The sequence below is a fragment of the Pseudoalteromonas sp. K222D genome, assembly GCF_017653575.1.
Taxonomy (GTDB): Bacteria; Pseudomonadota; Gammaproteobacteria; order Enterobacterales; family Alteromonadaceae; genus Pseudoalteromonas; species Pseudoalteromonas nigrifaciens.
This window is the reverse complement of record NZ_JAGGDL010000005.1, coordinates 76,335-95,741: the sequence shown is the minus strand read 5'-3', so window position 1 is coordinate 95,741 and position 19,407 is coordinate 76,335. Positions and strand designations below refer to the sequence as shown.

Annotated in this window: 15 protein-coding genes; 9 read left to right on the top strand and 6 right to left on the bottom strand. The window is 43.2% G+C overall.

Going from position 1 to position 19,407, the window contains the following annotated elements; genetic code table 11:
- Positions 1-21: 21 nt before the first annotated feature.
- Entirely contained in the window at positions 22-1,716 is a 1,695-nt protein-coding gene (locus J5X91_RS04630) for a class I adenylate-forming enzyme family protein (protein WP_208834150.1), read from the bottom strand.
- The gene (locus J5X91_RS04625) at positions 1,713-2,816 is read right to left on the bottom strand and encodes an MBL fold metallo-hydrolase (RefSeq protein ID WP_208834149.1); all 1,104 of its coding nucleotides are present in this window, start codon (positions 2,814-2,816) and stop codon (positions 1,713-1,715) included. Before J5X91_RS04625 ends, J5X91_RS04630 begins: the two co-directional genes overlap by 4 nt.
- 153 nt (positions 2,817-2,969) lie before the next feature.
- Between J5X91_RS04625 and J5X91_RS04620 the strand changes: the two genes are divergently transcribed.
- Together J5X91_RS04620 and J5X91_RS04615 are read left to right on the top strand one after the other, a co-directional pair.
- Positions 2,970-4,370 carry an MFS transporter gene (locus tag J5X91_RS04620; protein ID WP_089368589.1) on the top strand — a complete coding sequence of 467 codons (1,401 nt, stop codon included), beginning with the start codon at positions 2,970-2,972 and terminating at the stop codon, positions 4,368-4,370.
- A gap of 18 nt (positions 4,371-4,388) precedes the next feature.
- Complete coding sequence (locus tag J5X91_RS04615; protein WP_208834148.1) at positions 4,389-5,483, top strand: Rieske 2Fe-2S domain-containing protein; 1,095 nt, start codon at positions 4,389-4,391, stop codon at positions 5,481-5,483.
- Positions 5,484-5,562: 79 nt separating this feature from the next.
- Here the strand turns inward: J5X91_RS04615 and J5X91_RS04610 are convergent, their stop codons facing one another.
- Both J5X91_RS04610 and J5X91_RS04605 read right to left on the bottom strand, forming a co-directional pair.
- Positions 5,563-7,731 (bottom strand): TonB-dependent receptor, encoded by a 2,169-nt coding sequence (locus J5X91_RS04610; RefSeq protein ID WP_011328795.1) that lies wholly within the window; start codon positions 7,729-7,731, stop codon positions 5,563-5,565.
- 349 nt (positions 7,732-8,080) lie between these two features.
- Complete coding sequence (locus tag J5X91_RS04605) at positions 8,081-9,520, bottom strand: coniferyl aldehyde dehydrogenase (protein ID WP_011328796.1); 1,440 nt, start codon at positions 9,518-9,520, stop codon at positions 8,081-8,083.
- A 394-nt stretch (positions 9,521-9,914) separates the two neighbouring features.
- Here J5X91_RS04605 and J5X91_RS04600 point away from each other — a divergent pair, with 394 nt between their 5' ends.
- From J5X91_RS04600 to J5X91_RS04570, 7 genes are read left to right on the top strand one after another with little or no spacing between them, the layout of a single operon-like run.
- On the top strand, positions 9,915-10,895 hold the full coding sequence (locus tag J5X91_RS04600; RefSeq protein WP_011328797.1) for a flavin reductase: 981 nt from the start codon (positions 9,915-9,917) through the stop codon (positions 10,893-10,895).
- Positions 10,892-11,680 carry a fumarylacetoacetate hydrolase family protein gene (locus tag J5X91_RS04595; protein ID WP_011328798.1) on the top strand — a complete coding sequence of 263 codons (789 nt, stop codon included), beginning with the start codon at positions 10,892-10,894 and terminating at the stop codon, positions 11,678-11,680. The genes J5X91_RS04600 and J5X91_RS04595 overlap by 4 nt, the downstream gene beginning before the upstream one ends.
- Positions 11,681-11,704: 24 nt before the next feature.
- Entirely contained in the window at positions 11,705-12,607 is a 903-nt protein-coding gene (locus J5X91_RS04590) for an acetaldehyde dehydrogenase (acetylating) (protein ID WP_058373846.1), read from the top strand.
- 11 nt (positions 12,608-12,618) lie between these two features.
- Positions 12,619-13,653 carry a 4-hydroxy-2-oxovalerate aldolase gene (dmpG, locus tag J5X91_RS04585; RefSeq protein ID WP_011328800.1) on the top strand — a complete coding sequence of 345 codons (1,035 nt, stop codon included), beginning with the start codon at positions 12,619-12,621 and terminating at the stop codon, positions 13,651-13,653.
- Positions 13,650-14,963: an MFS transporter gene (locus J5X91_RS04580; protein WP_041454514.1), complete on the top strand. Its 1,314-nt coding sequence runs from the start codon at positions 13,650-13,652 to the stop codon at positions 14,961-14,963. Before dmpG ends, J5X91_RS04580 begins: the two co-directional genes overlap by 4 nt.
- Before the next feature lie 49 nt (positions 14,964-15,012).
- Complete coding sequence (locus tag J5X91_RS04575) at positions 15,013-15,780, top strand: SDR family oxidoreductase (RefSeq protein WP_179807449.1); 768 nt, start codon at positions 15,013-15,015, stop codon at positions 15,778-15,780.
- A 33-nt stretch (positions 15,781-15,813) separates the two neighbouring features.
- Positions 15,814-17,319, top strand: coding sequence for an FAD-dependent oxidoreductase (locus tag J5X91_RS04570; protein WP_208834147.1), 1,506 nt, complete (start codon positions 15,814-15,816; stop codon positions 17,317-17,319).
- Between the two features lie 240 nt (positions 17,320-17,559).
- Here J5X91_RS04570 and J5X91_RS04565 read toward each other — a convergent pair whose 3' ends face one another.
- Complete coding sequence (locus J5X91_RS04565) at positions 17,560-18,486, bottom strand: TauD/TfdA family dioxygenase (protein WP_011328804.1); 927 nt, start codon at positions 18,484-18,486, stop codon at positions 17,560-17,562.
- A gap of 39 nt (positions 18,487-18,525) precedes the next feature.
- A complete protein-coding gene (locus tag J5X91_RS04560; RefSeq protein ID WP_011328805.1) occupies positions 18,526-19,296 on the bottom strand; it encodes a class II aldolase/adducin family protein in 771 nt (256 codons plus the stop codon).
- Between the last annotated feature and the right edge of the window lie 111 nt (positions 19,297-19,407).

The window sequence follows — 19,407 nt, the reverse complement described above, 5'->3', positions numbered from 1 at the left end:
TTTTTTAACGGCGATTAACATTTATTGATAAAGTTTTGTTTTTAATTTGTTTCTTAAAATTTTACCGGCCGGATTACGCGGTAATTTATCTTCCATAAGATGAATTTTTTGCGGCACTTTATATTTAGCCAGTCGTTGTGCTACATGTGTAAGCAATTGCTGCTCTTCAATAAACTCGCCTTCTAATGGGCAAACCACGGCTACAACCGCTTCACCGGTTTCTTCATCTGGAATACCAAACACTGCTACTTCGGCTACCCCTGGGTGCTCAAGCAAACACGACTCCACTTCGGCAGCGGGAATATTTTCGCCCGCGCGGTTAATCACATCTTTAATACGGTCAACAATAAACAAAAAGCCTGCGTCGTCTATATAGCCCAAGTCGCCGGTATGTAACCACCCAGAGCGTATTGCATCTTGAGTTGCTGTTAAATCGCCAACATACTGATCCATTAAAGTAATACCGCGCATACATACTTCGCCCACGCTATTGCTAGGTAACGACTGCCCATCTGCAGCGCAAATACGTACTTCCATAATGGGCGAAATAAGCCCAGAGCTTTTGGGTGCATGGCGAAATAAATCACCAGACGCTGCTGCGCCTACGCCATTGGTTTCGGTCATACCAAAGCCTATTCCTATCATTTGTTCAGATAAGCTAGACAGCGTTTTATCAATTAAGCTGGCTGGTAGTCCTGCGCCGCCAAAACCTAAACCACTAAACGAGGCCATTACTTCTGCACTATGAAAACTAGGCTCTCGTAGTAACTGCATCACCATAGATGGCGCACCATTAAATTGTGTTACTTGCTCTTTTTTGATCAGTTCAATTGCCTCTAATGGATCCCACTTATGGGTAAACACTAAACGTCGCCCGCCACGTAATGCCGACAATAACTGGGCATGTAAACCACTAACATGAAATAACGGCACCGCGGTTAAAATAGTAGGCACCAGTCCTTTTTCCATAATTAACGCTAATGCTTTAGGTGAAGTCATTGCCGATATAGCGCCAATAAAGTCAATATTATAAAGTGCTTGGCACACTGCAATATGGCTCGACTCAACCGCTTTAGCCACGCTAGTCGCACCTGAGGTAAACAGGACTAAAGCCGCATCGGTTGCTGTTATTGTGGGTGGTTCAATGCTGTGCGCTGAATGATTAAGTGCCTTTGTAAAGTCTATTGCTGCAGCAGATTGCGATAAATCTAATGCTGTATCGTTTAATACTAAGGTATCGGTTAACCACTCATTACTTTGGCTAATTCGCTGCCATCTTGGGCCATCACAAATTAATAATTTAGGCGCAATACCATTAAGTGCTGTTATTAGCTCTTGCTGCATACCAAAACTATTTAGTGGTGCAGGTACTGCACCTATCAATGCTATCGCGCAAAAAGCAATAACCCATTCAGGTCGGTTACGCATTGCAATAGCAACACGATCTCCTTGCTTTATGCCATGTTGCTGTAAGTAACTGGCAACATTATCAACTTGTTGAAAAAACTGTTTATAGCTGCAGTGCTCCCCCTGATAAACCAAAAATGATTGCTCATCAGTGCGCCTTGCATCATTAATCACTTGCGCTAAATTAAGCGGCGCATTGCAATACACCTTATGATTTTGACCATTGATTTGCTTATTAGTGACTTCAAATGGTGCGCCAGGCGCCATTAACTGTGATTTAGTGGCAGTGACTAAATTAAATAAATTCATAATGTATTCCCAGCTGCTAATTTTTTGTCCGTGAGTAAGTAACTATTAATGCCAGAATCTGTTTTACGCTGACAAAATAACTCATCATTACTTTCTAACCAATTTAAGTGCGCTAAGGTTTCACCCAATGCCATCATACTTTCTATGGGTGAAAGAGCGCGTTTAAATAAATGCTTCATTGCCTGATAGGCATTAAATTCAGGGGCTTGCAGTGCAAACGCTCTTAATATATCTAACTGCTCAAGGTGATGGTCAATCAACTGTTGTACACGTAAATGCATGTGGCGAAATACCGGACCATGGGCAGGTAATACTAAAGTTTGTGAATCGAGCGTGTGTAGTTTTTCAAGCGAACGTAGCCAGTTTTTTAATGGCTGACCTTGCGGCTCTAACTCAGACACTAAAATATTTGAACTAATATTGGGCAATAACTGATCGCCAGCTAGTAGTAGTTTGTCGGCTTCACAATAAAGACACGCATGCTCTGGCGAATGCCCCTCCCCTATGACTATTTGCCAGCGGCGCTTGCCTATGGTGAGTACATCCCCTTCACGCAGACGATTAAATGACGGCGGGCTAAATTTTATAAAAGGATCTTTACGGCAACTAGCAATAATCACGTCTAACTCATCACGTGGTAAACCTGCACTATGATAAAAATCTAGTTGGTTGTCACTGCCAAGCGCTGCGGTGTTATTGCTCAGCGTTTTTAGCATGTAAAACTCACCAAAAGTCATATATAGCGGCACATTAAACGTGGCCATTAACCAACTAGCTAGGCTGCTATGGTCATAATGAAAATGCGTACAAATAACGCCTTTAATTACTTTTTTGTTGCAATGTTGTTCTATTACCGTTAACCACAATTGCCGTGTTGTGTCATTATTAAGCCCGGTATCGAGAATATACCAACCGTCGTTATCTTCGAGTAAATAAAGATTTATATGATCCAACGACATCGGCATAGGCATGCGTAACCACAACAAACCTTCAGCTATCTCCACTACCGAACCATCCGCATTGGGTGGAGTAATTGGATATTCTAAAAGGCTATGCAGCTGATGGCCTTGTGATTCTTTGGGTAAAATCATCGATTTCATTATTTCTCCAAAAATAAGTGATCAGCGCGTTTGTATTTTATTAACTTAATAAGAAGCCATTTAACGATTCTGTAATACGTCCAAAAGGACGATGCTGAAATTATTAGCAAAGTTAAGGTAGCTTAAAACAATATCAAAAAGAGAGAGCCATAAATGCAAGTAGGTCAAAGTTCATTAAGCGCAGGTCGGACTCGTCTGACGCTATTATTGCTTTCTATTATTTACGTTTTTTCGTATATCGATCGCAACTTAATTGCGATTGTTCTTGAGCCAATTAAATTAGAGTTTGGCGTATCAGATACTATTATGGGCGCGGTGAGCGGCCTTGCATTTGCCGTTTTATACTCTGCGGTTAGCTTTCCGTTAAGCCGTATGGCTGATAGAGGCACCGACCGTAAAAATATTATTGCGGTATGTTGTGGGCTCTGGAGCCTTGCCACTATGGCAAGTGGTGTTGTTACTCAATTTTGGCAATTTGTGGTTGCCCGTATGACAGTTGCCATTGGTGAAGCAGGCGGTACATCACCGTCTATTTCTATGGTTTCTGATTTATACCCTCCACATCGTCGCTCATTTGCAATTAGTTTATATATGTTAGGCCCGCATATTGGCTTATTAGCCGCCATGGCATTAGGTGGTTGGATAGCCCAAGAACACGGCTGGCGCGCGGTATTCATCTTTTTTGGTATTCCAGGGCTATTACTAGCACTGCTACTTTATGTTTTTGCAAAAGACCCTGGCTTAGGTGTTTATGACACTGATGCAGAGCGTAATATTCGTGCCCAACCGCAAGAAAACTTTTTTCATGCTGTTGCCGGTATTATGAAACTAAGAGGGTTTTTCTTAATTTGTATGGGCACTGCCATTGCTGGCATGGTCGGCTATGGTTACGCCATTTGGGCCCCCACTTTTATGGTACGCAATTATGATATGACACTTTCACACGCTGGCCTTACCTTTGGTATAGCCAGTGGTGTTTTTGCTGCTGCTGGGTCAATGTTCAGCGGTTATTACTGCGACAAATTAAGCCAAAAAGACTGTCGCTGGCAATTACGTATGCCTGCAATTGGCGTATTAATTAGTATGCCTTTTGGCTTAGCTTTTTTACTTTGGCCTGCCGACGCATTTTGGCAATTAGGGAGCCTTAAAATACCGCACGCAATTATATTTGCTGCTGGCTTTAGCTTTTTTAATAGCTGGTGGCCAACACTTGCATTCGCTGCAGTAAGCCATTTAGTTAACAGCTTTCAAAGAGCTACCAGCATTGCAATACTAAGTTTATTTTTAACCTTTTTTGGTGCCGGTATTGGCCCATTGCTAACCGGTACACTCAGTGACTTATTTTCTGCTGGTGATGCGGGTGAAGGCCTTAAATACGCCATTGCAGTGATGATTGCTTTATCGTTGTTTTCGGTTTGGTTTTACTACAAAGCCATTGGCCCTTATCAACAACGAATAGCAAGTAAAGTAAGTGATAACGATAAAACAGCGCAATCTTATAATAATAAAGCAGATTGCACCTCAGACAATAATTCAAGTACATCTACTACCTAAATATAAAAAGGAATACTTATGGCCACTACACAAGATTATCGCCTCGGCGATTATACATTCCCAAGAGGTTGGTTCATGATAGCTACGGCTGAAGAGATCAACACGCATAAGCCCCTAGCCGTACGATTTTTTGGTCGCGACTTTGCACTGTATCGCGGCAGAGCAACAGGTCGAGTAGTATTACTCGACGCGTATTGCCCACATATGAAAACGCATTTAGCCGCCGAAAATGATACCTCTTACGTTATTATTGATGGTGGTGGTACCAACATCGAAGGCGATAGCATTCGTTGTCCTTATCATGCATGGCGTTTTGGCCCTGATGGCCAATGTGACGACATTCCTTACCACGACGGACCAATTCCAAAAACAGCCTGTATTAAAGCGTGGCCTGTAGCCGAGAGCATGGGTGCAATTTGGATATGGCACGATCCTGAAAATGGCGATCCTGAGTGGGATCACCCAAGCTTGCCACAATGGGACGATAAAGCCTGGGTACATTGGCGCTTTGACGATTTGGGTATGCTTGAACAACATCCGCAAGAAGTTATTGATAACATTTGTGATTATAGCCATTTAGCACCAATTCACGGCTCTACCGTACAGCGCTACGAAAATGAATTTGATGGCCACGAAGCAATTCAACGTCAATGTGGTCCGCACCGTACTTTAGTAGGCGAAGATGGCGCAAGCCCAGTGCTGCATACAATAACTAAATACCATGGTCCGGGCGTATTAATTTCACATTTGACTGGCTATTACGAGTCTTACTTAATGATAACGCATACCCCTGTAGAGGATGGTTCAATTAGAGTTTGGCACGCATTATTAGTTAAATCACCGGGTGGCAATGAAGTAGCCACAGTAGAGGATGAAGTAGCAGCACGCCAGTTCCAAGACGCAAGTAAGTTTGCATTTATGCAAGACTTCCAAGTGTGGACAAATAAAGCACCTTGTTTTAATGGGTTGTTTTTACCAAGCGATGGCCCGTTTATGAAAGCGCGTATTTGGTACAAACAGTTCTTTAATCCAAGAGCGCGTAAAGAAGAGTTCCAAAGCAAAGTAAATGGCGTATATGTGCCTAAAGGCACCGTAGCTTATACCCAAGACTAATCTATTTTTAAATAAATTATAGATACAAAAAAGAGCCCCTACTTAAAAAGTAGGGGCTCTTTTTAGCTGTAACTCTTTATTAAAATGAGTAAGTTATTTCTGCTCCATAAGTTACTGGGTCGCCATAGTAATTTAAGCCACCAATGAATACCCCTGACGAATCACCCAACGGCACACCGTTAATTCGGTACTCTTCGTCGGTCATGTTTTTACCCCAAATAGAGGCACTAAAGTCACTGCCGGCAATTCTTTTAAGTGAAACTCGGGCGTTAAGTAAGTTGTATTTTTCAATACGAGTATATTGGGCTGAAGGTTGATTATGAAACGCAAAGTGATCGTCCACAAAGCTGTAGTCGGCACCGGCGCTAAATTCACCAAGGGCTGTTTCACTAATGTAATTTAACCCAAGCGACCATTTATTTTTTGGACTATAGGGAAACTCGGCACTGTCGGTAACATCGTTTGCTACTCCAGTGTACACATCGTAAGTAATAAACTTGTCGTATTTAGGGTCTAACAAACCGTAATTAAAGTTTAGCGTTAAATCATCGGTTAATGCCGCTACTAATTCAAACTCTAACCCCGCCACTTTTGCCGAGCCTGCGTTTTGAATATCTGAGTACGCACCTAAGTATTCCGACATTTGCATATTGGTAATATCGTTATAAAACACCGCTATATTGGCTTGAATACGTTGATCTAACCAGCGCGATTTAAGGCCCCATTCGTAGGCAATTACTTCCTCTGGTGCATAGGGTTTTACTGCTAATGCTTGAGTTGCTGCTTCACCGTTAAAACCACCCGCTTTCCAGCCTTGTGATACTTTTACATAGCTGTGAATATTGTCGGCTAACTCATAGTTAAGTGATGCCATAGCCGAGGTGTTATTCCAAGTATCGCCCGCTGTGGTGTATGGCAGTGGGAAAAAATAAGCAAAGCTAAAGTCATCTGGATGTTCTATATAAAATGATTTTTCTTCTGTGGTCCAACGCAAACCCCCTGCCAACATTAGCTTGTCGCTTAGTCGATATTCTACATTACCATAAGCGGCAACCGAGGTAGACTCAACACCATAATAGTTATTCACTGTGCCAAAACCCAGTACATACGGGTTGTTTACATCAGATTCTTCTTTAAAGTAAAACAAGCCTGCAACGTAGGTTAAATTATCTATATCACCAATAAATTGTAGCTCTTGTGATACTTGCTCATGCTCTACATGGCGGTAGGTATGAAAGCCAAGAAAATCAGCGCCATCGTAGTCATTGCCATCATCGTAATCTATTTCACGTAGTGCCGTAATTGACTTAATAGTTAAGTTATTACTTTGCTGCCATGTAACTGTAAGTGCATGGCCCGAGCTTTTAGAGCGATCAAATATAGCGCCATCTAATGCAGCACTTTCTTGGCGATCTTTCGTATCTTCTGGCATTGCACCGGCAATATAAACTTGGCCCAACGGAGGAGTGTTTTTTTTATTACTGCTATCGTAAGTGTAGTAAAACTCTAGATTATCGCTGTGCTCATACAAGGCACCAAAACGCAGTGAGGTAGAATCAAGCTCTTTAAACTTATCAATATCAGAACTTGTCGAAAGGTTATCGTAAAAGCCGTCGCGCTGTTTTTTATTAGCGGTAAAATTAAAACTGAGTTTGTCGTTAATTTGCGCCGAGTCGGCAGTAACATAAACATCTGTCATACCGTAGTTACCCGCCCCTACGCGTACTTCGCCGGTAAACTCACCACTGGGTTTACGCGTTACAATATTAAGCGCCCCACCTATTGTATTTTTACCATAAAGCGTACCCTGCGGCCCGCGCAGTACTTCAACGCGCTCTATAGCAGCTACATCAAATAAACCACCGACATTTTTAGATACAAATACCCCGTCTATATACACACCAGTGGTGGGCTCCCAGGTAACTGCAGGGTTAATTGTAACCGAGCCACGAATGGCAATTGTAGCACCAGTACTGCCGCCTGGAGTTTCTGATATTTGCATGTTTGGCGTATATACACTGAGATCTTCAACATCTGTAATGCCTTTATCGGCCAATGCTTGGGCATTAAACACGGTAACTGCCGTAGGTAGCTCTTGTAAGTTTTGTACCCGCTTTTGCGCGGTTACTTGGATCACTTCCAAACCTTCTTTTTTAGTACTTTGCTCTTGAGCCGCTAGTGTCGAATTTGCCATGCTAATTAAGGCTAACGCTATCGCTGCATTTAGTGGTTTTTTATTAATATTCACTATTTAGTCCTTGTTTAAAATTGAACGCGAGTAAAATTAACTAACAGGAATATCGCCAGTTACGCGCGCTGTACCTAACACTACATAAGTTAATTTTGAGACCGCTTTGCACGGCCTAAAAACTTAACGTATTGCGTTTTCATAATTACAAAAAGCAAATTGCTGTATCACGTTATAATCGCGTGTTTATCAACAATAAATGTAAGGTTTTTATCCTCGCACACTATTACAAAAACTAAATAGTCCGCATGAACGATAACTAAAAATAATGAGGAATAACAAAGACTAAAAGGCAGGAATTAATAAGTAATATTAGGCACTGTTATTAAAGTAACAGTGCCGGTTAACGTCAGTCGGCCGTTACTTGCGCGACCATCATGGCTTTAAATTGCTCATGATGCGGCGGTAATAAGCCCCACTCACCACGAGGGTCGTGTTTTGGGGCAACAAATACAGTACGCTGATGGCTAAAGGCTAAAAAGCCTTCACGACCATGATAATGCCCCATACCCGATGCACCTATGCCACCAAATGGCGCATCGTGCAGTGCCGCATGCATTAAGCAATCATTTATCGCTACTCCACCCGATGAAGTGTTTGCTAAAAGCTTACTCAGCTCTGCGTCATTTTCGCCAAAGTAATACAGCGCTAGTGGTTTAGCACGGCTGTTAATATCGTTAATAACGCCATCTATATCATCATAAGGAAGTAGCACTAATGCAGCGCCAAATATTTCTTGCTGCATAATATCCAGCTCTTTATCTGGGGATATAACTAATTGCAGTGGTAAACGTTTATCGCTTGTGACCAACTCTGCTAAATTAGCAACCTCATGACTACTAAGAACTTGGCATCCAGCATCGCGAGCTTGCTCAACTAAATCGACAACTCGCTGGCAATGTTGGCGGTTAACGCTAGGTACAAAATCTGGATTATGAGTGATTTCTGGATAAAAGTGACTAAAATTTTCGAGTAATAATGCAGCCACTTGATCAAGCTTATTACGCGGTACATAAACAATGTCAGGGCTAACACACACTTGGCCGCCATTATTACTTTTTGCTAAGGCTAAGCGTTTGCAACTTTCGCTTAAATCGCAATCTTGGCTAAGCACTGCCGGCGATTTACCGCCGAGCTCTAAGGTAACTGGCACTAAATTTTTAGCCGCTGCCGCCATAATTTTTTTACCTACTTGGGTACTACCAGTAAATACTAAATGATCGAACGGCAGTTCGCTAAATTTAGCACCAGTGTCGGCGCCACCTGTAACTACACTCACTAGTAATGGGTCTATGTGTTTGGCAAATAATTGCGCTACTAAGGCCGCTGTTTTAGGCGTGACCTCAGATGGTTTAAGTATGGCGCGGTTACCCGCCCCTAATACACACGCCAACGGGGCAAATAAGGTATAAAGTGGCGCATTCCAAGTACCTATAATACCCACACTGCCTTTGGGTTGGTATTCTACCCGTGCGGTACTACCGAGTTGATCATAAGGGGCAAACACTTCGCGGCTTTCACTTTTAAGCCATGGCTCTAAGTTGTCGCGGGTATATTTAAGGCTGGCTAGCGAGCCGAGCACATCATTCATAATAGAAAAGCCTTGGCTGCGACCATTAAAGTCAGCTTCTATTGCCTCGGCAAATGCTTGGTGATGCTCTACAAGTAAATTTATAACTTGTTGAATACGCTCTCGCCTTTGCGCTGCAGTTACCAACATTTGCAATTTATGCGCTTGTTGCTGATGCTGCAGCAAAGCTGCCATTGAACCTGAATCTTTGCTGTTCATGCACTATATCCTTACTAGGTTTTACACTTGCCTGGCGAACAATATTTGCTTACACACCATATTGCAGCTTTTGCATTGCAAGTAAACTAATTGAGCTGTGCTTCCTTTCTAGCTGTTTTTACTCAAATAAACCTCGTCCACTTGGACGAGCTCTCGTATTTAAATTATTTAATGTACGGTTGCTGCAGTCACTATTTTGCCCTATTTAAATAGGCCACTTAAAGCTAACCTTCGTAATAAAAATTAGCCATTGTTTAATATAAAATAACCTAAATAAATTGCTGAGTAATCATATAAATAGCAAATGCCTGTGTTGTTTAGTCCATTAAGACGATGATGAAAAATAGCCAGATCATGATACTGAAGTTATATAACAGTAATAAGGCGAGTTAACATGGCACAAGCAGAATTTGATAGTCAGGCATTTAGACAGGCGCTCGGTAGTTTTACTACTGGCGTAACAATTATTACTGCCACCGCTCCAGATGGCACCCCTGTTGGTCTTACCGCAAACAGCTTTAATTCTGTTTCGTTAGACCCACCTATGGTGCTATGGAGCTTGGCAAAAACCTCTCTTAGTGTGGCTGCCTTTAGCGAGGCCGAGCACTGGAACGTTCATGTTCTCTCGCAGCACCAACAAGAGCTGTCAAATAAATTTGCCGCAAAAGGCGAAGACAAATTTAATGACACTAATCTCGAAGCGGGGATTAGCTCTGCACCACTTATTGCCGATTGTAGCGCGCGTTTTCAGTGTCGTAATATGGTAACGCACGATGGGGGGGATCATCTTATTTTTATAGGTGAGGTACTGGGGTTTGATCATCAAGCACTACCGCCACTGGTGTTTCAGCAAGGTCAGTACGCAATGACTGCACGTAAACCGTGGGCAGCGGTTAACTTATCTAGTGAACCTACAGCGCCGCAGTGCAGCTACAACGAAGATTTACTAGGTTACTTGCTTGGGCGTTCACATTTTCAAATGCTGTACCGCATGCGTAAAGTACTCGATGAGCAAGCGCTGGAAGATTCACACTTTTTTGCATTATCGGTATTAAATATTCAGCAAAATCTGAGTTTAGAGCAGCTAAATACCCACCTTGATTATACCGGCCACAGTGTCAATCTTGAAGATATGGCCTTTTTAGAAAAGCAGGATCTTATTTGCCAAAAAAGCGAAGACAATTACCAACTTACCACCGCTGGGCGAGAAACCTCACTACACCATATTGCGCAAGCAAAAGTAATTGAAGAAGAGCTCATTACAGAGCTTGGTGCAGGCGACGTAATGGCATTAAAGCTATTACTTAAACGCCTTATTCATCAAACCGATCCTGGCTTACCTGATCTTTGGTCTACAGAGGATAAAAGCGCATGAGCGAACTACAACAGCATTTAGCACAAATTCTTTATGATGCGCAGCAACAGCGCACACCTATTGCGCCATTAATTAAAAATAACCCTGAGCTTACAATCGACGATGCCTATCAAGTGTCGTTAAAAACACTGGCAATACGCACTCAGGCTGGCGAAAAAATCATTGGTAAAAAAATTGGTGTTACCAGTGAAGCAGTGCAAAAAATGCTTAATGTGCATCAGCCCGACTTTGGCTTTTTAACCAACACTATGCACCACCCTGATGGCAGTAATATTAGCCTTAAAAAATCACATTTAATTCAACCACGCGCCGAAGGCGAAATTGCGTTTTGCCTTAAACACGACTTACAAGGCCCAAACGTTACCGCAGAGCAAGTACTTGCTGCGACTGATTGGGTGGCACCGTGTTTTGAAATTGTTGATTCGCGTATCGAAAACTGGCAAATCACCATAGTTGATACCGTGGCCGATAACGCCTCATGCGGGGTATTTGTAATTGGTGATAAACATACCGACCCAAGCACACTCGATTTAGCTGCAGCCACTATGGTAGTTAAACACAATGGTAAACAAGCAGTAACCGGTGTGGGCTCAGCAGTACAAGGGCATCCTGCGCAAGCAGTTGCATGGCTGGCAAATACGCTAGGCGAGTATGGTATAGAGTTTAAAAAAGGCGAAATTATTCTGTCGGGAGCTCTGGCTCCTCTAATAGATGCTAACAGCGGCGATCATTTTAGTATGGAGATCGAAGGTCTCGGTTCATGCTCTGTCAGCTTTTGCGATTAACAGTTAACCCACGAGGGAAGTAACATGAAAAAGATTAAATGCGCCCTGATCGGTTCAGGAAACATTGGTACTGACTTACTTTATAAGCTCAAACGCAGTGAGATATTAGAACCCGTTTGGATGGTAGGCATAGACCCTGACTCAGAAGGCTTAGCGCGCGCACGCGAATTAGGTATTAAAACCACCGCTGAGGGTATTGATGGCTTAATACCGCATATTGAAGCCGATGAAATCAAAATTGCTTTTGATGCAACCTCAGCCTACGTGCATGGTGAAAACTCAGCTAAAGTGAATGCAAAAGGCGTGTTGATGATAGATTTAACCCCGGCGGCTATTGGCCCTTTTTGTGTGCCTCCGGTTAACCTAAATCAACTTAATGCTGATATTAAAAACGTTAACATGGTGACCTGTGGCGGCCAAGCAACTATTCCTATGGTTGCTGCGGTATCGCGCGTACAGCCGGTTGAATATGGTGAAATTGTTGCCACTGTTTCATCAAAATCAGTTGGCCCAGGTACACGCCAAAATATTGATGAATTTACTCGCACTACCTCAGGCGCAGTGGAGCAAATTGGTGGCGCTAAAAAAGGCAAAGCCATTATTATAATTAACCCTGCTGAGCCACCATTATTAATGCGCGACACCATCCATTGCTTAACCGAAACAGAGCCAGATCAAGCAGCTATCACTGCATCTGTGCATGAAATGATTGCTGAAGTACAAAAGTATGTTCCAGGCTATAAACTAAAAAATGGCCCGGTGTTTGATGGTCGTAAAGTGTCTATATTTTTAGAGGTTGAAGGTTTGGGCGATTACTTGCCTAAATATGCCGGTAACCTTGACATAATGACCGCGTCGGCCGCGCGTACTGCAGAAATGTTTGCACTACAAATGCTAGGTCAATCGCCATCAGATAGTCAATCTTAAGGAGTAATATCATGGATTTAAAAGGTAAAAAAGTTACCCTGCACGATATGTCATTACGTGATGGTATGCATGCTAAGCAACATCAAATTAGCTTAGATGAAATGGTGTCTATTGCCACTGGCTTAGATCAGGCGGGCATTCCTTTAATTGAGGTTACCCATGGCGACGGTTTAGGCGGCTCTTCACTTAATTATGGTTTTCCTGCTCATACCGATGAAGAATACCTAAGTGCTGTAGTGCCAAAAATGACCCAAGCTAAAGTCTCAGCGTTATTAATTCCGGGCATAGGAACGGTTGATCACTTAAAAATGGCTTATGATCATGGCGTAAGTACTATTCGAGTGGCTACTCACTGTACTGAAGCCGACGTTTCAGAGCAGCATATTAGCGCAGCGCGTAAAATGGGTTTAGATACCGTTGGCTTTTTAATGATGGCACATATGATCAGCCCAGAGGAGCTACTTGCACAGGCTAAATTAATGGAGTCTTACGGTGCTAACTGTATTTACTGTACGGATTCTGCCGGTTACATGTTGCCCGACGACGTAAGCACCCGCATTGCATTACTGCGCAGCGAGCTTAACAGCGAGACCGAAATTGGCTTTCATGGTCATCATAATTTAGGCATGAGCATTCCGAATTCGCTGGCGGCAATCGAAATGGGCGCTAACCGCATCGATGGTTCAGTGGCAGGTTTAGGCGCTGGTGCAGGTAATACGCCGTTGGAAGTATTTACCGCAGTACTTGATCGTATGGCTGTTAATCATGGTATTGATTTATATAAAATTATGGATGTTGCTGAAGACTTAGTCATGCCAATGATGGATCAACCTATTCGTATTGACCGAAACTCATTAACTTTGGGTTATGCAGGTGTTTATTCGTCATTTTTATTATTTGCAGAACGCGCCGAGAAAAAATACGGTGTACCTGCACGTGATATTTTACTTGAACTCGGGCGCTTAAAAACCGTAGGCGGACAAGAAGATATGATAGACGACACCGCAATGACTATGGCTAAGGCCTTAAAGGCGGCGAAAGCTTGAACATAAAAAAATCTAATTGGCGCCAACATGCTTTATTGTTGGTGCTTACTTTATTTTATATAGAAAGTTTTGTTGGGCGACAAATTATGGCGGTGATGATTGAACCCATCAAAGCTGAATTTGGTGCCTCAGATGCGCAAATGGGCTTATTAACCGGCCTAGGTTTTGCCATTGTATTTACTTTAACCGGTTTATCGGCTGGCAGACTTGCTGACAAAGTTAGCCGAACACGCTTGTTAGCCGCCAGCGCATTAGTGTGGGGCATTATTACAGCACTTAGCGGCATAACTGCAGGCTTTATTAGTTTACTAATAATGCGTATGTTGGTTGCAGTAGCCGAAGCTCCGGTTACTTCGGCCTCTTTATCGTTACTTTCGGACAGTTACCCGGTTGAGCGACGCTCATTTGCGATTAGCTGTTTTACCTCTGGTGCTACCTTTGCCGCCATTATTGCGCTTACCTTAGGTGCATATTGGGTAGAGCTGTATGGATGGCGAGAAACCTTTTTTATTATCTCTACTCCCGCTTTGTTTATTTCTTTTTTGCTATTTTTTGTGATGCCCGAACCTAAACGCGGTCAATACGATGATGCCATTAGCTCTCCAACTTCACCGCTGCAGCCTGCACTAACCACAGGTTTTAGAGCATCAACAAAAGCATTGTTAAAGCGCAAAGATTATCGACTACTGGTTTGCTCAAGCGCCATTGCAACGTTAGGCGCAAATGCGTTTGGCATGTGGAATGCCACTTTTTTAGTACGCAGCCACGACTTAACACTGAGCCAAGCCGGCATGATGGCAGGCTTTTTTGGCGGCGGTGCGGCAGCGATTGGAATTCTTTCTAGTGGCTATTTGGCTGATAGAATCGCCAGACGAAAAGGTGTTTTATGGCTACCTATACTAGGCCATATACTGGGGTGGGTATTTATTGTTATATATTTTTTATGGCCTAAAGGCTTAGGCGATGACCTATTTTTTGCCGGTATTCCATTTGCTATGCTGTTTTGCACCTTAGCGAGTTTCTTTTCTGTATGGTGGGTTAGCCCTTGTCTCACATTACTCACTTCAATTGTACCGGGCACTCAGCGGGCATTGGCTATTTCAATGCAAACCGTGCTGATTACTTTTTTAGGCATAGGTGTTGGGCCTATGTTGGTGGGCGTGCTTAGTGAAGTATTTAGCGAGGTGGCCGGTGTTGAATCCTTACGTTATGCTTTACTTATTAGTACGAGTACAACATTAATATCGGTATTTTTACTGTTTAAATTAAAATCTTATCAAGCAAAACAACTCATAAAACCCATTCAGTAAATTAAACTTTGTTTTAATTACTATTAACCAATAATGCTAGGAGTTTATTATGTCAGTTACCGCAGTTACAGGTTCAGCATCAGGGATTGGCGCCGCCGTTTGTGAAAAACTACGCGCAGCAGGTCATACTGTGATCGGCATAGACCGCCATCAAGCCGAAGTTAATGCCGATTTATCATCCCCTGAAGGTCGCGCTAATGCCGCAGAGCAAGTTATCAAATTAGCCAATGGTAAACTAGATGGCCTGGTTTGTTGCGCGGGCCTTGGCGTTACCGCACCAAGTAGCAGTTTAGTGGTTTCGGTTAATTATTTTGGCTCAACCGAGTTAATTGAATTACTTCAACCTGCACTCGCCAAAGGTGAGCAGCCAGCTATTACCGTTATTGGCTCAGTGGCCGCTAGTCAACAAGTGGCAGATCCACACCCTATTATTGAGTTAATGCTCAACAATGACGAGCCAGCCGCTCGCGCACTGGCAGATGAGCTTGGCCAACCACAAATAGCCTATTCGGCATCTAAATATGCACTCACTGTGCATTGTCGTCGTTTAGCCGTTAAAACGGGGAGTACCGGCGTGCGTATTAACCTAGTTGCGCCTGGTGCAATTGAAACTCCACTGCACGAAGCCTCTAAGCAAGATCCACGTTTTGGCGAAGCCGTACGTAACTTTGTTGCGCCTATTGGTCGCAATGGTCAGCCAAGTGAAATTGCCGATGCGGTCAGTTTTTTACAATCAGCCCAAGCCTCTTTTGTGCATGGCAGCATTATTTATGTAGATGGTGGTATGGACGCCATGATGCGCAATGGCAAGTTTTAAACACTAAATATTAAATACTTATAAGGATATAACATGAACCCAATACTAAGCACACACAAAGTTCGCGCTTTTGAATCGATTAGCCACTTTGATATTAGCACCGACGTACTCGTGTGCGGTTATGGCGGCGCAGGAGCCGCCGCCGCACTAGAAGCTGTAACCTTAGGTGCTAAGGTTACTATTTTAGAACGTGCCAGTGCTGGGGGTGGCTCGACTGCATTATCAAGCTGTGAAATGTATTTAGGCGGCAGTGGCGGCACTGCATTACAAAAAGAGTTAGGTTTAGAAGATAGCACCGAAAACATGCTGGCTTATTTACGCGAAGCACTTGGCCCGTATGGCGATGAAGATAAGATGCGTTGTTATGCACAAGGCGCTGCAGGACATTTTGATTGGGTTGAATCCCTTGGTGTACCTTATAAACGCGCAGCCTTTTTAGAGCGTACAGTAGTGCCACTCAGTGATGAGTCGTTATTATTTACCGGTAATGAAAAAGCTCACCCTTTTAATACCATTGCTAAGCCCGTTCCACGCGGTCACGTGCCCTCTAAAGTGGGCGACGAAGGCGGTAAAATATTTATGGATGCCATAATGCAGCGCATCGCAGGCGCGGGCGCTGAGGTAATTAATGATTGTCGCGCTATTGCTTTATTAGTAGATAAAAACAATCGTGTTTGCGGCGTAATTGCTAAGCGCGACAACCGAGAAATTGCGATTCGTGCAACTCGTGGTGTGGTATTAGCCACCGGTGGCTTTGTAATGAACGACACCATGACACGTCAATACATGCCTGATCTACTTGAGTATTGCGTACCTTATGGCAACACCTTCGATATGGGGGATGGTATTCAATTAGGCCAAGCAGTCGGCGGGCAAACAATTAATATGGAACAGGCTTTTATGTCGTTTCCGCTCTATCCACCAGCAAAGCTAACCTACGGTATTTTACTAAATAAACACGGTCAGCGTTATATAAATGAAGATGCGTATTTAGCCAGATTGGCGCATTATTCTTGCCAACAAGCTGAGCAAAAGTTTTATTTGTTAGTACAAGAAGAGGATTTTGAGGCGTCGCATTATTTACAACGTGCAGCCATTGTTGCCACTGGCGATAGCATAGCAGAAGTTGCCAGTGAAGCGCCCTTCCCGGCCGGTATGCTTGAGCAAACTGTTAGCTACTTTAATCAGCACGCCAGTAATAAACAAGACCCACTATTTCATAAAACCGCCGAGTGGCTAAAACCGTTAAACAAGCCCCCTTTTGCCTTATTAGAATACTCTGCAAGTGAAATGACTGCTGTAATTATGCCCGGCACCAAAGGCCCGCTCATATTTACGCTTGGTGGGCTAAAAACACTCACTACGGGTGAAGTGGTTAATTTAGACAATGAAATAATAAGTGGGCTTTATGCTGCTGGTCGAGCCACCGCGGGATTACCACGTACAGCCAAGGGATATGCCAGTGGTATGTCGGTTGGAGATGCCACTTTTTTTGGCAGACTCGCTGGGCGCAGCGCCGCTAAACACCTGCCAATTTAACCTCGAATAATAAACACGCCCTAGCACTTAATTTAACAACCGTTATAGCAAACAGCGTAACGGTTTAACTTACTTATTCTGCTTAGGTAATAAATCTGCGTATTAAAAGCAAGTATATTAAGTGCATGCTATAGATTAAAAATTAGCAGATTGAAATGTCGTGTAGAGGCTGGTAAGTATTAATGAAAGATATAAAAAAGCAGCAGCTGGTTAATTTAAGCTGCTGCAATAGATGTAAAGTTATTCTGTTTTTAACACACGGCCAAGCGTTATATCGCCCTCAATGGTGGTGCGGTTAATAACGCGATTGATCCCAGGCTTAGTGCCAGTAGTGCAGTGCATTGCACGCCAGTTATCCCACAGTACCATGTCGCCTTCGCGCCATTTATGAAAGTAAGTAAATTCCGGCTTTTGTACATGCGCAACAAGTCGCTCAAGTAGCTCTATAGATTCATCATTCGATAAACCAAATTGCTGTGGAGTAACAACTCTATCTAAAAACTGCTCTACCACCTCAAGTACTTTACGGCCACTGATCGGGTGTGTAACTACCATAGGGTAAGCAGCGTCTGAAAAGTCAGGAAAGCCAATGTCGGTTGGTTTTGTTGGGCTGTTAGGGCCAGGCTCATAACCGTCTAAGTTAACGTAGCGCATATGGCGGCGCTGCATACTAAAGCTGTAAACCACTTCTAGCTGTTCAATTAAAGCTTTAGTGTCGTCGTCGAGTGCATCGTACGCTTTTGCTAAATCGCCAAAACCGGTCATGCCATCTTCTGCTGCCACCACCACAGCGCGCAACAGTGCACCATGATTTGGACGCGCTGTATAATGCAAATCCATGTGCCAATCTAACCGACCCACAATTTCTTCGCCTTTATAAAAAGCAGTTTGAAACTTATCCATAGGGCCACCATTTTGTAGCACAAATAACTCTGGATATTTATCACTGGTGGTAACTTTTAACGGATGTAATTCTAACGGGCCAAAAATGCGACTAAACTCAATTTGCTTTTCAGGGCTAATATCCTGATCACGAAACACTAAAATAGCGTGTTCGTACCATAGTGCTTTTAGTTCAGCTTTTATTTCATCGGTAAGTGGCTCGTTAATATCGAAACCCGACACTTCTACGCCAACATTATCAAGCGGAGTTACTGTAAGCTTCATTTTTTATTCCTTCTACTTAGCTAAGTGAATCCGACAAATTTAGTCGACTAAACCTGGATCTAGGCGTAATTCTTTACGCGCCATTGCTTCCCAAACAAAAGGGAAACCGTTGTCGTCAGCAATAGACACTTTTTTAACTTCTTCATCACTTAATGGTCGTCCGCCACCTGCTAATTCCACTTCATACGCGCGTTTACTGCGCCACTCTAAAGTAATTGCTCTCAGGTGTGCTTGGCGCAGATTTTTACCCACCACTAACGAGCCGTGGTTTGCCAGTAATGCCCACTTAGCATCACCGAGCGCTTCAACTGCTGATAAGCTAGTTGCTTCGTTTTCAAAGGTGCCTTCATATTCATCATAAAGTGGTAATTCAACACCACAATAAGCACTTGCTTGGTCGTATACTGGAGGCACTTTTTGCATACAAGCCCAAATACCACTCCAATGCGGATGATTGTGAATAACAACATGTACGTCAGGTCGCATTGCGTGCAACTGTAAGTGCAAACCTATCGCTGGGGTCACATTCCAATCACTATCAAGCACATTCCCCTTTGGGTCTAGCGTAACGATATCGCTGGCGGTTAACTCCCCCCAAGCGAGCTCCCATGGATTAGTTAAAATATTACCGTTTTCTAATCGGTAAGTAATATGCCCTGCAATATGCTCATCCCATCCTTCACGAATAAGCATGCGACACATAAGCGCAACTTGCGCTTTTTCGCTTAACTCTGGTAATAATTCTTTGCGACCCGGACGAGTTGCAAAGCGCTCTAGCATTGATTGATTAAGGCCATCATATTTTTTCATTATTATTATACCTTCCTGTTGCTGTGCAAAATAAACATGTTAAATCATGGTTAAAATAATAGGTCTGAGTGGTTAATAAAGCTTGTCTCATTGCGCCAAGTTGTTATCCGA